Origin of the sequence: Ureibacillus aquaedulcis (assembly GCF_030418165.1) — a bacterium.
GTDB lineage: Bacteria > Bacillota > Bacilli > Bacillales_A > Planococcaceae > Ureibacillus > Ureibacillus aquaedulcis.
Genome location: NZ_JAUHTQ010000006.1, coordinates 129,128 through 140,919 on the forward strand (window position 1 = coordinate 129,128; position 11,792 = coordinate 140,919).

The following is an 11,792-nucleotide window of genomic DNA, read 5'->3' on the forward strand; positions in this document are numbered from 1 at the left end:
ATTATCCAAAAATGTCCCAAAAGTTTGCTGAACAAACCTTTGGGACGCATCATGTGTTAGTTGATTGTATTCACTTCGTTTTTTCTTCTATTCAGCAATTGCCTTTCGAAACAAAAGCGTACTATATATTGTTTATCTATATCCTCTGTTTCTGCAAATTGCAGGGACGCCAACCTTACTCGACCCTTTTCCAAAATACGAATTAACTTACCCGCTGTTTTTACATAGCGAATTTCCCCATTTAAAAAAGGCAATACAATCGTAAGATTAACGATGTCATCTTCCTTAAAAGCCAGGTCTTTATTTAGGAGAAGCGCCACCCCGCCAGCACTGATGTCATCCGCAACATACTGGTGAAATCTTCCGTTATATTCGATTGCAATATCAACAGGCGTATTCACTCGTACAAATTCCCGCCTCTGAATTTTCACAAAATCATTGGATGGAGGACAGGATAACATGATTGTTGGAATGTTTCCTGGTTTCCGTCCCAAGACTTCCGTATTAAATGCATATCCAACCTTATCTTCTGATGTAAAAGAGGCTCGAAATTGTGAACCATCCACTAAAAAAGCAGTCTTATTTGTCGCAGTATTAACCGGATAGTCAATATAAAGTATGTTATTATCTTGTTCTACAATTTTGCACCGGAATTTCTCAACCCGGTCCGTATAAGTAGGTTCTAACGTCAATGCAGTCCCTATCTTTAGTTGCATAATCTTCGCCTCGCACAATCATAATAGTTTAATTATGGCACGAATAGTAGTTTTTTTCTATAAACATCATGATTTTTTACTTCATTCTCTTAGATATTTTTCGTAAAGAACCACTAAAACAAATCTAAGAGAATAAAGTGAAAGAAGCTATATTAGATTATGATCTTTTGCAGCAGGACTTACTGCAGGTATTCAACCTTTAGAACATCATGATTTTCAGCATCGACAACTACTCTAAACGTCTCGTTCAGGTCGTTATCGAAACGCGCAATGACCTGATAGCACTTTCTTAATTGGAACGCTTCGTTTTCAGTATAGATTAGTTGTTCATCTTCTACCTGAGTTCCAGGTCTGAAGAATGCTTCCCAATCAACCGGCACTACTTCCTGGTCTTCATTGATTTCTTCTTTTTGCACATATTCCATAGCGTTTAAGCCTAATAATTCTCCACTATCTTTTGAAATTTTCATTTGAACACCATCAGCGTAAACCAATGCCTTATCTTCCCCTACCACACGGGCCAAGGACATATGCCATGCTTCATGGTTTTCGCGCATTTCTACCAATTGCAAATCCGTATACCCAGCTTTATTCAATGTTTGAGTGACTAGATCTCGTACTTGCTGTTGTGTAATTCCTGTTTTCTCTTGGACCGGTCTTTCAGATAAGAAGGATAAAATATAACCGCCCTTTACAGTAATATCTGCATATCCAATTCGGCTTCCTTTAACAAATTGTATGTGATAGAAGGGATATGGGGCATTGTCTTTACTCTTTGTAACGGTATATGTCGCATCCTTGATGCCCGGTATAAGCAGCTCCAGTTTTTCAATCGCTTGATTTTTTGTGATTTCTTGATCATCCAGATTTTGAAGTTCTTTTTTCTTTAGCCAATCCGATTCACTAGCTGTTAAAGGGAAATCCGTTTCGCCATACGATTTTAAATTTGCAGCGACTGTTTTAAACGGAGATTCATTTGTCTCTCTATCAGCAACAGAAGCCCACTCTGTCATGCTTGCATCATTTTGGTAAAAATTGGACGTTGCAACAGTCCATTCATCCGCTAAAGCCTGCAAATTTTGATTTACGACCGGCATTCGTTTATGCCATGATTCAAAATTGTCGTTATCTGCTGCAAATTTAGCCTCTTCACCGATATTCCCAACATATCGCAGCCATTCATTAGATACTTCTCTACTTAAAGGAAGGCTGCTGATCGTTGATCGGAACTCGTTGCTGATTCGCCAAATATTATCAAGTTCATTTTCTAATGCTACTTGATCTTGGAACAGCAAAGATTGTGATACTGATTTTTGTAAAGTAGATAATTTTTCGGATGCATTCGTTAATGAATTTGTGTATTGTGCGTGTATAGTTTGTTGTAAATGTTCATTATCTTTTCTCACTTCGAATGAATATAAACCTAGCGCCAACACTGCAATGGAAAGTAAATAGATAGCACTTTTCATATTGTCCCTCCTTTAGTAGCAGAATATATGTTCACCAATTTGCTTAATTTGCGGTCTTGTCCAAATCCACTTACTCGTAGCGGTCGTCGGGTTGAAATAGTAGAGTGCATTTTCTGTGGGATCCCATCCATTCATGGCATCCAGGACAGCCTGTTTAGCTCTTTCATTCGGAGTCAACCAAATCTGGCCATCCGCAACTGCTGTAAATGCACCTGGCTGGAATATAATCTCGGATATCGAATTAGGGAAATCAGCAGATTCCAATCGATTTAATATGACTGCTGCTACAGCAACCTGACCTTCATAAGGTTCACCACGGGCTTCACCATAAACAGCGTTCGCCATAAGTTGTAAATCTCGTTCCGAGTATTTTACCGGAAGCTGCACATCGGTACTTTCCGACGTACCCGCACCTGCACTTGTTTGTTGTGCTAATGGAATCCCTCCGTAATGGGTAAATCGATTACCTTTCTCAATTTGTTGATGCACCCAATCGCGATGAAATTCACTCACTCTTACCAAGGCGTCTTTTGATTTTGTTCCTGCTACTCCGTCGACGCCAAGTTCATATTGATCCTGGAAATTGCGAAGAGCCCAATAGGTTCCATATCCAAATATCCCGTCAATTTTTCCTTTGTAAAAACCTAAATATTGCAAGCGTGCCTGCAACTCAATAACATCATCTCCAAATGCTCCCCGTTCTATGGTTTGTCCCGAGAATGCCAACGGTTCATTTGGTTGTATTACTGCAAGTGTTCCAAATATTAAAATGACAGACATAAAAATACTTCTTACCATTTATTTCACTCCTTTCTCATAGCATGTAAAAAAGCTTTGCTTTTATACGTTTTTGCACAGAAAAACATATATTGATGAAAATAAGAAAGAATCGTATAACAAAAAAGCCCCTATTTTCATAAGTAAAATGAAAATAGAAGCTTTAAATTTTATTTTGTTCAAAGAGGTGTTGAACAAGATGCTGGTGGGCTAATTTTACTTTTCTTAATGCAAACCACCATAGGAAAAACATGAAAGGTGCAATCAGATAAACCCAATAACCCTGGAACGTTAAAATCGAATTGTATATGATATGTAAAAATAGTGGTGCAAATAGTGAGAGAGCTAAGTACTCCATTTGTTTATCATTTTTTGCAAATTTACTTTTTCCATAATAATACCCCATGACAACACCGAATAGGGCATGGCTGGAGACAGGCAGGATTGCCCTCATAAGAGCCGTATCAATCCCGAAAGTTAATAGATACAATACATTTTCCACCGTGGCAAATCCAAGTGAAACACTGGCACCATATAGAATTCCATCGTAGGGATCATCAAATTCTACATGCCTGAAAATAAGCGTGAAGATGACAAGCCATTTAAAAAATTCCTCCAGCCCACTCGAAAATAATACATTCGCCAAAAATGGGTTGGCAATAGCTTCCTCTTCTTTCACTACATACTGTATGAACATAATCGGGAACGTAATTAATGTCCCAAAGAAGAAAGCTTGTAATAACGTCTTTCTCGGCTCTGTCGCCATTTGATTCCGCAAATAAAAATAACTTAACAAAGCTAGACCGGGAGCTACTGCAGCTGAAAACAAGATAAACAAGGGCTACACTCCTTCCATAAAACCTCATTAATGTTATTATAACATTAGTAGCTTTAGAAAAGATGGTTAAGAGAGGTTTTTCACATGAAGAAAAATATTTTATTAATTCATACTGGCGGTACAATCTCCATGAAAATGAATGAAACAGGAGCAGTACTCCCCAACGAAAAAAATCCGCTTCTGGGTGTAAGTGAACAATTGGCGAAATACGCGAATATTTCGGAAATGGAAGCATTCAATCTCCCTTCCCCACACATTACGCCTAAGGAGATGCTTTATTTACGCAATGTTTTACAGCAGTATGCCAGTGAACATCCAATCGATGGAGTAGTGATTACTCATGGAACTGATACATTGGAGGAAACTGCCTACTTCCTGGATCTAACGACGAAATTTGATTTTCCGATTGTTTTGACAGGAGCAATGCGCTCATCCAATGAACTAGGTGCTGATGGAGTTTATAACTTGGTTGAAGCAGTTCGAGTGGCCTGCAGTGAGGAGGCAAGAGACAAAGGTGTTCTTGTAGTAATGAACGATGAAATTCATCAGGCATTTAACATTACAAAAACCTCCACTTCCAGTGTTAATACATTCCAAAGCCCGCAATACGGCCCTATCGGTTTGGTAACTAAGAAAATGGTCCATATTCATCAAGCACCCGTTAAGCGACGTTATGTGGAAGTCAATTCAATCGAGAAACGTGTGGCTCTTTTAAAAGTATATGCCGGGATGGAAAGAGATTTGATTGAGGCGATTTTGACGTTGGGCTATGACGGTGTCGTACTTGAAGGCCTGGGTCAAGGGAATGTCCCCCCGGATGTAGCTGTTGGCATCCAAAAACTGCTCGATGCCAATATTCCGGTCATCCTTGTATCGCGCTGCTTTAACGGAATCGCAGAAGGTGTCTACGGCTACGTGGGCGGCGGAAAAAGCCTGGAAAATTCAGGAGTCATTTTCGCAAACGGCATAAATGGACAAAAAGCCCGACTCAAATTGTTGATCGGCCTAAATCAAGAAAGTTCGCCAATTGATTTAAAGGAATTTTTCAATTAATGGCATGAATGAAATATTTTAGTATAGTATACAGTTAAAAGTTCTTCATCTAAAAAATGAAGAACTTTTAATTTTGGGTTGATAATTATTTAGATAATCTAATTAATACCATTTGATAAAATATGCTTTGCAATAAAGCTACCATGGAACTTTCCGTTTTCAATGAAAATTTCGTTGGCATTATTTCCCGCTGCTAAAACTCCGGCTATATAGAGATTCTCTATATTCGTTTCCATTGTATCGGGATTATAGTTTGGCCTGCCCGTTTCCTCGTCAATGGTTACCCCCATGCTGCGAATAAACGCATGATCCGGATGATAGCCTGTCATGGCAAAAACAAAATCGTTTGCAATAACCTTTTCTTCACCGTCCACTGATAAAACAACTTCATTTTCGCGAATTTCTTTTACCCTTGCATTAAAATGCATTGAAATTTCTTCATTTCTTACTAGAGAAGCAAATTCAGGCAAAATCCATGGTTTAACGGATGGGGAGTAGTCACTTCCCCGGTAAGCCACGGTCACCCTTGCTTTTGCTTTATGTAGTTCCAGCGCTGCATCAACAGCCGAGTTTTTCCCGCCAATCACCAAAACATCTGTATCAAAGTATGGGTGTGCTTCTTTAAAATAATGTTGGACTTTTGGCAATTCCTCTCCAGGAATATGCATATAATTTGGTTGATCGTAATAGCCTGTTGCCAAAATTACATAAGGTGTTTTATAAATCTCTTTGTCTGTCGTCACTGTAAAATGACCATTTGGCTCCTTTTCCACAGTTTCAACCTTTTCAAAGCGATTCACTTGGATATCCTTCATCTTTACTACTTCACGATAGTAAACAAGCGCCTGATTTCTGCGGGGTTTGCGCTCTTCTATCAGAAACGGAACATCCCCAATTGCTAATTTTTCACTTGTACTAAAGAAAGTCTGATGAGTAGGATAGTTATAGATCGCATTGACAATATTCCCCTTCTCTATAACAATAGGTGTTAAACCGATATTCTTTAATTCTATCGCCGCAGATAATCCACAGGGACCTCCCCCGACAATAATGGCTTCAACATTTTGCATTTATTACCTCTCCTTTAGAAAATCTCACTCTACCAAATCAATTAAGCGATTATTTTCTTAACTGTTGGCACAACTTTTTCCGCCTAACAATCGTAAAATCCATTACTTAGTATACCGCTATACCTTCTTCAGTTTCTAATTTTTCTCCTCAAAACGAACATCAATAATATGACACTGCGGCTTTGCACCAAATCTTAAAGGAATTGCAGTAGTACCATATCCATTACTGATTAGTGTTGCCACCCCTTCCCGCATTGAAAAAGACCCGTGGGGATGAATGCCGAAGGGTCCGAATCTGATTTGACCTCCATGTAAATGTCCGCCCATCATGATGCTGGCGTCAAAGTTTTGACGTACATATGAAAAAACTTCTGGATTATGAGAGATAAAAATAACATGATCCCCTCCTGAACACTTTTGAAAGGCCCGATTAAACAGGGCTTTTTTTGAGGAAGAATCATCGATCGCACATAACCAGCAACCGTTTTGCAGAGCTGGAATGCGTAATGCATCATTTTCAAGTATCGTTACATTCGTTTCGTTAAAAATCTTGCGTAAATTTGTTTCGCCTACTTCCCGATCATTATTTCCCCAGACGAAATAAATCGGCCCTAATTTTTGCAGCAAGTGTATATTGTCATAGATTCGACTTACCGGTGTTCGTTTATCGGCAAAATCTCCCCCGATAATGACAGCATCGATTTTTCTATCAATTTTTCGAAGCATTTTCTCATTAATTTTTCTTAAATGCACGTCAGAAATAAAAAATAAGGATGCTTGTTCACTTTGTCCCTCTAAAGTAACTTCATGGAAAAGTATATTATTCTCAAAAGCCTGCTTGAGCATAAAAAGCAAAAATGCAAGTATGATAAAAACCAGGATGATGAATAGCTCAAGCATCCTAACTCCCCCTTTTCTCCAAAAACGCTAAACGACGTATCCACTCATTTTAAAATTCGTTTACTTTCCGCTAATTTTTTCTTCACAATATTTTAACATATTCCATCAGTAAATTATTCAATTATGCCACGAATGGTGAGCGTTATGTTCACAAGAAAAAAGACTAAAGGGACGGTTAAACCATCCTTTTAGTCTACTCTAGTTACACGATTATGGAATTATCAGTGTTTGTCCAACAGAGATGCTGTTTGAAGATAAATTATTTGCTGCCATAATCTTGTCGACGCCACTAGCATCATTATAGTACTTTAATGCGATGCGGAATAAGTTTTCGTTCGGTTGAACAGTATGTGTCGTACCGCCAGCCTGCTCTTCCTTTTGTTTCTGCTCTTCTTGCTGTTGCTCTGCTTTTTGTTGCTCTTGTTGTTTAGCAAGCTTCTCTTCTTCTAATCTAGCTTGTTCGGCTTTTTTAGCTTCCTCTTCAGCCTGCTTTGCAACTGCGTCTTCTTTATCTTCAGTACTTACGTTATTATTCGTTGATGAGTCATTTTCAGATTGTTCAATTTTAGGTTCATCGGTTTTCTTGCCGCTGGCAGAGACCGTATTATTCTTTTGTACCTCTACGATTGAACCATTCTCTTCCACTTCTGCTACATCAGTATCTGTTGGTGTATAAAAGAATGATACGTAGATTAATAGCACAAAAGGAATTCCTAATAGTACGAACAGCAGAATATTCAATAGTGGATTTTTTCTATTTTTCTTTTTTTTCTTTTTAGCTTTTTGACGTGAGCGTGACATTCTAGAGCTTTGTTGGTCTTCCAATTCAATTGATTGACGATGCTCTTCAATTTTCTCTCTGTAATCTCCATTACTCATGAGTCCCACCTCCAACACTATCTTTCCCTAATTATGACGAAATTTCTCTGAAAAGTAAATGATAGGATTGGAAATTTTAAGAGATTTATGTCGATAAATTGATAAAGTTAGTAGAACTTGGAAAACTATTTCTAGTATACGGCATTCAGGCGTCACTTAAGAGTTGCCTAGCAATAATTTCTTGATTCTCTCTTCCCAGTTCAAGTGAAAAGATTGCCGGGAAATATTATCGCGCAAGAGAATTATATTTTTATAGTCGATCCCACAGCACTGGCAGCAGTCATTTGGCCTATTCTCCAAAGTTTGTCCAAAATAATGGACAAGCTTTTCCCTCATACATGTATTTGTATCGATCAGTCCCATCACTTCTTCGACCGCTCTCATTTTCGCATATTTCATCGACGTTAATTGCTGTTTTACTCCTTCAGGTGGCAGCTGTTGCATCCAATAATCCAACACACGGAAAGCTGTTTCAGAAATTTCCCCATTATGAATCATGGAGGCTGGTTGCTCTTTTCTTGCTCGATAGCCAATATAACTATCAACATGGGCATCTACCGGATAATCATCAATCCCGATAAACTTGGCAAGCTCCTCATCACCCTCAGCGTAGAGCAAAATGGCAAGCGAATCTTCACCATCTCTTCCTGCCCTCCCAATTTCCTGCATATAATTGGCCATATTAGAAGGCAGAGATTCATGGATGACCTGCCGAACATTTTGCTTATGCACCCCCATCCCAAATGCATTTGTTGCAACAATCCATTCAAGCGTGCCATCTATAAACTGCTGCTGGATAAATTGCCGATCCAAGGGGTCCATTCCACCATGATAGGCCGCACAAGCTATTCCCGATTGAAGCAACCTCCCACTGAGACTTTCCGTTTTAGACCTGGAAGTTGTATAAATAATCCCAGGTCCAGCTGTCTGTGTTACATGGTCAATCATCCAATCAATTTTGTCTTCTCTGGCCTGGAAGAGCATTTTACCTAAGTGAATGTTAGGCCGATCAACTGAATGGATAAATTTAAATGTGTTTTTCATTTTCAAATAACTTTCAATATCACCGAGTACCTTTTCTGTAGCCGTTGCTGACAATGCCAGTATCGGAGGACGATCTTCTTTTGCTATCACTTCGCCAATACGCAAATAATCCGGCCTGAAATCAAATCCCCACTGAGAAATACAATGGGCTTCATCTACTACAATCAAAGAGAGCTGCATGGAATTCAGTTTATGCTGCACTTGCTCTTGAAGGAGCATCTCCGGCGAAATAAATATAAAACGGTAATTGTGCAAATTATGGATCGTTGCTCTTTTTTGGTCAGGGTTCAAGAAAGAATTCAAGGCAACGACCCGTTTTTCTTTAAATTGCTTCATTTGATCGACCTGGTCCTGCATCAAGGAAAGCAGCGGAGAGATGATTAAGACCGGTTGATTGAAAACGTAGCCAGGTAGTTGATAACAAAGAGATTTCCCCATGCCAGTCGGCAATAACGCAATTACGTCTTGTCCCTTAAGAACACTTTCGATTACCTCTTTTTGCCCCGGGCGGAAATCCGAATACCCGAAAAATTGATTTAGAACTGATTCAAGCTTCAACACGTTCACCTCTCGCCAATACAAGCCTTAGTTGAAAATAGGAAAGATGAGGAACAACCTCATGCAAGACTTTTAACTTTCTGGTACTATAATCATCCACAGCTGTTAAAATCTTTTTGATATCCTCGCTTGGAACGAACTGCTCAACATTAAATTGTGGTTCGTTCATGGCAAGTTCTACGATATGATCTTCTATGGTACTCATTTTCAGCCCGCGAATCTTGCTGATTTGTTCAATGGAATGGCCATTATTAAATAGCTCTGCAGATTGAAATGCAGACCCAGTTAAAGGATTTTTGATCCGGATATTTTCTACCATTTGATTTAGTAGTTGAAATTGGTCGCTTTGCAGTAATATCACATTAATCCAAGCATGCAAGGAAGCGATATAGATGAGCTGCAAATCCATCTCGTTTAACTTTTCATGAACACTAATTTGCTGCCATGTAAGACCTGCCATTTCATACCCGGATAACCGGAGACCAAGAATATTTTTCCCGACTTCTTCAATCGTGGATTTTTCTAAACTTTCATAAAGCTCATCTAATAATTTTTGCTGCAATTGCCCATCTTGATAATGATTTACTTTTAGAAAATTTTTTCCCCATTGCTGCACCTGCTCATCCTTCTGGATAGGTATAAAAGACATTTGGCCTGCCTTTTGATGGGATAATGTTTGAATGATCAACGATAATCTAGAAAAGAAAATATGCTCATTCCCTCGATAATGCCAACCATCAAACGGGAGATTTTGCATCTCTTTTATCTTTTCTGTTGCATTCTTTGTTAATTGGTAAAACCCATCTTCTTTGACGATCAAGTATTGATCTTCTATTAAAGCAGACAATTCTTTGTCATATTTATTTCTCGATAATTTCGGTAAGATCCCGAAATACTTATGTAAATGATAGATTCCTACATCCTGTATAGTTTGACCAGACCGTTTTCCTCTAAGTAGATGGAAGGGGGCGGAGATGGTCCGTTCCTGATTAAGCTTATGGAAAATGTGTATAAGAATTTGTTGGAAAATCAAAATCAATCCTCCATTTCGAACTATTGGGTTGAAAAGTAAATTAAACAGATTTAGAATAGATAAGAAGCTTTAATTGGAAGCGCACGTGAAAAAGGAGAGAAAAACATGCCAAAATTTACAATTGTAGATAAAGATACATGTATAGCTTGTGGCGCTTGTGGTGCTGCAGCCCCAGATATTTATGATTATGATGATGAAGGGATTGCCTTCGTTATTATTGATGATAACATGGGTACAGCGCAAGTACCAGAAGATTTACTGGAGGATATGCAGGATGCATTTGAGGGATGCCCTACGGATTCAATCAAAGTAGCTGATGAATCATTTGAAGGCGACCCATTAAAATATGAATAATAAAAAGAGGTTGGCAAGCCGTGCCCAACCTCTTTTTTTACTTTGATTCCCGAGATTTTTTATATAAAAATGCAGCCAATAAAAAGAAGCAGCCCAGGCCAAACTGAAGCGGGTAAGAAACTGTAAAGGTCGGGCCAAATGGTTCAACTATGAAATGCACGCCAACCCCACTTACGAACAATAGGATGAAGAGAATCCCAAGAAACCAACCAACCTTGTTTTTCTTCCGTTTATCCTCAAACGCATTTCTTTTAATAACCCCAAATAGAAAGTAAAGCAACACGACAACACTTGAAATTAAAAGGATTCCTGTAAGCAATAGCGATCCCGAATGAACCGTTTGATTTTGCTTTGCAATTAATGGGAAAAGACCTCCGATCGCCAAATACCAGCCGAATAATGTGAATAGCATTTCCAATACAAAATCCCGCATATCCTTGAAAGACTCTTTTGGCAAAGTCTTAATAATTTCTTCTGCTAATTCTTTTGGTGTTTTGCCAAAGACATCAACCGCACTTTTCCCTTCGCTTTGCGCTTCCAATAAATGATCCAGCATCTCAAGCAAAACTTCCTCTGTAGCACGTTCACTCGCCATGGGATTTGTTCGAATATATACGAGCATATTTTCGTAGTATTCTTTATTCTCCGGTGTTAAACTTTCCCGTTTCTCATTATTTTGTTTAATAATCTCCTTAACGGTCATCTGCATTCTCATCACCTCTTAATATTTTTGTAATCGGGGCGTTAAGCAGATTCCACTCCGATCGAATCAAATCCAGATTCTCTTTCCCCTCTTTTGTCAAAGAATAGTATTTTCTGTTCGGTCCACTTTCGGAAGGCCTCATAGTTCCTGCAATCCACTTACTTTTTTGCAGGCGCAATAAAACAGGGTAGATCGTTCCTTCACTAATATCCTCTAAACCATACTGCTGTAATTTTTGAGATAACTCATAACCATATATTTCTTCTTTTTCTATAACAGCTAACACACAGCCATCTAGAATTCCTTTTAAAAGTTGGCTTCGAATGGACATACCCTTCACTTCACTCCACTACATTACTGTATTAGAAAACACTTCTCCGTCCTCAACAGACAGATCT

The 11,792-nt window shown here is 38.7% G+C and carries 13 protein-coding genes; 2 read left to right on the plus strand and 11 right to left on the minus strand.

Annotation, left to right across the window (positions count from 1 at the left end; translation table 11 throughout):
• Positions 1-56: 56 nt before the first annotated feature.
• The 4 genes from QYB95_RS10070 to prsW form a co-directional block, all read right to left on the minus strand.
• Positions 57-716 carry a flagellar brake protein gene (locus QYB95_RS10070; RefSeq protein WP_301138208.1) on the minus strand — a complete coding sequence of 220 codons (660 nt, stop codon included), beginning with the start codon at positions 714-716 and terminating at the stop codon, positions 57-59.
• Positions 717-895: 179 nt separating this feature from the next.
• The gene (locus tag QYB95_RS10075) at positions 896-2,185 is read right to left on the minus strand and encodes a PepSY1/2 domain-containing protein (RefSeq protein ID WP_301138209.1); all 1,290 of its coding nucleotides are present in this window, start codon (positions 2,183-2,185) and stop codon (positions 896-898) included.
• Between the two features lie 12 nt (positions 2,186-2,197).
• Positions 2,198-2,983 (minus strand): spore cortex-lytic enzyme, encoded by a 786-nt coding sequence (gene sleB / locus QYB95_RS10080; RefSeq protein ID WP_425609193.1) that lies wholly within the window; start codon positions 2,981-2,983, stop codon positions 2,198-2,200.
• Positions 2,984-3,125: 142 nt separating this feature from the next.
• Entirely contained in the window at positions 3,126-3,800 is a 675-nt protein-coding gene (prsW, locus tag QYB95_RS10085) for a glutamic-type intramembrane protease PrsW (RefSeq protein ID WP_301138210.1), read from the minus strand.
• Between the two features lie 84 nt (positions 3,801-3,884).
• Here prsW and QYB95_RS10090 point away from each other — a divergent pair, with 84 nt between their 5' ends.
• A complete protein-coding gene (locus tag QYB95_RS10090; RefSeq protein ID WP_301138211.1) occupies positions 3,885-4,853 on the plus strand; it encodes an asparaginase in 969 nt (322 codons plus the stop codon).
• A 98-nt stretch (positions 4,854-4,951) separates the two neighbouring features.
• Here QYB95_RS10090 and QYB95_RS10095 read toward each other — a convergent pair whose 3' ends face one another.
• From QYB95_RS10095 to QYB95_RS10115, 5 genes are all read right to left on the minus strand, one after another.
• On the minus strand, positions 4,952-5,923 hold the full coding sequence (locus QYB95_RS10095; RefSeq protein ID WP_301138212.1) for a YpdA family putative bacillithiol disulfide reductase: 972 nt from the start codon (positions 5,921-5,923) through the stop codon (positions 4,952-4,954).
• Between the two features lie 135 nt (positions 5,924-6,058).
• Positions 6,059-6,823 carry a metallophosphoesterase gene (locus QYB95_RS10100; RefSeq protein WP_301138213.1) on the minus strand — a complete coding sequence of 255 codons (765 nt, stop codon included), beginning with the start codon at positions 6,821-6,823 and terminating at the stop codon, positions 6,059-6,061.
• Between the two features lie 210 nt (positions 6,824-7,033).
• Complete coding sequence (locus tag QYB95_RS10105; protein WP_301138214.1) at positions 7,034-7,702, minus strand: LysM peptidoglycan-binding domain-containing protein; 669 nt, start codon at positions 7,700-7,702, stop codon at positions 7,034-7,036.
• Between the two features lie 156 nt (positions 7,703-7,858).
• Positions 7,859-9,304 (minus strand): RecQ family ATP-dependent DNA helicase, encoded by a 1,446-nt coding sequence (locus tag QYB95_RS10110; RefSeq protein ID WP_301138215.1) that lies wholly within the window; start codon positions 9,302-9,304, stop codon positions 7,859-7,861.
• Positions 9,294-10,337, minus strand: a complete 1,044-nt coding sequence (locus QYB95_RS10115; protein WP_301138216.1) for a YpbB family protein — start codon at positions 10,335-10,337, stop codon at positions 9,294-9,296. The genes QYB95_RS10110 and QYB95_RS10115 overlap by 11 nt, the downstream gene beginning before the upstream one ends.
• Positions 10,338-10,442: 105 nt before the next feature.
• Here QYB95_RS10115 and QYB95_RS10120 point away from each other — a divergent pair, with 105 nt between their 5' ends.
• A complete protein-coding gene (locus tag QYB95_RS10120; protein WP_301138217.1) occupies positions 10,443-10,691 on the plus strand; it encodes a ferredoxin in 249 nt (82 codons plus the stop codon).
• Between the two features lie 37 nt (positions 10,692-10,728).
• On the opposite strand, the gene QYB95_RS10125 is transcribed toward QYB95_RS10120, so the two are convergent.
• Together QYB95_RS10125 and QYB95_RS10130 are read right to left on the minus strand one after the other, a co-directional pair.
• Positions 10,729-11,400, minus strand: coding sequence for a DUF1129 family protein (locus QYB95_RS10125; protein WP_301138218.1), 672 nt, complete (start codon positions 11,398-11,400; stop codon positions 10,729-10,731).
• Positions 11,384-11,725 (minus strand): PadR family transcriptional regulator, encoded by a 342-nt coding sequence (locus QYB95_RS10130; RefSeq protein ID WP_301138219.1) that lies wholly within the window; start codon positions 11,723-11,725, stop codon positions 11,384-11,386. The genes QYB95_RS10125 and QYB95_RS10130 overlap by 17 nt, the downstream gene beginning before the upstream one ends.
• Positions 11,726-11,792 lie beyond the last annotated feature (67 nt).

Excerpts from the sequence above, each read along its gene's own strand:
- QYB95_RS10070 (WP_301138208.1), bottom strand. The coding sequence starts at position 716 with ATGCAACTAAAGATAGGGACTGCATTGACGTTAGAACCTACTTATACG.
- QYB95_RS10075 (WP_301138209.1), bottom strand. The coding sequence starts at position 2,185 with ATGAAAAGTGCTATCTATTTACTTTCCATTGCAGTGTTGGCGCTAGGT.
- sleB (WP_425609193.1), bottom strand. The coding sequence starts at position 2,983 with ATGGTAAGAAGTATTTTTATGTCTGTCATTTTAATATTTGGAACACTT.
- QYB95_RS10090 (WP_301138211.1), top strand. The coding sequence starts at position 3,885 with ATGAAGAAAAATATTTTATTAATTCATACTGGCGGTACAATCTCCATG.
- QYB95_RS10095 (WP_301138212.1), bottom strand. The coding sequence starts at position 5,923 with ATGCAAAATGTTGAAGCCATTATTGTCGGGGGAGGTCCCTGTGGATTA.
- QYB95_RS10100 (WP_301138213.1), bottom strand. The coding sequence starts at position 6,823 with ATGCTTGAGCTATTCATCATCCTGGTTTTTATCATACTTGCATTTTTG.
- QYB95_RS10105 (WP_301138214.1), bottom strand. The coding sequence starts at position 7,702 with ATGAGTAATGGAGATTACAGAGAGAAAATTGAAGAGCATCGTCAATCA.
- QYB95_RS10120 (WP_301138217.1), top strand. The coding sequence starts at position 10,443 with ATGCCAAAATTTACAATTGTAGATAAAGATACATGTATAGCTTGTGGC.
- QYB95_RS10125 (WP_301138218.1), bottom strand. The coding sequence starts at position 11,400 with ATGCAGATGACCGTTAAGGAGATTATTAAACAAAATAATGAGAAACGG.
- QYB95_RS10130 (WP_301138219.1), bottom strand. The coding sequence starts at position 11,725 with ATGTCCATTCGAAGCCAACTTTTAAAAGGAATTCTAGATGGCTGTGTG.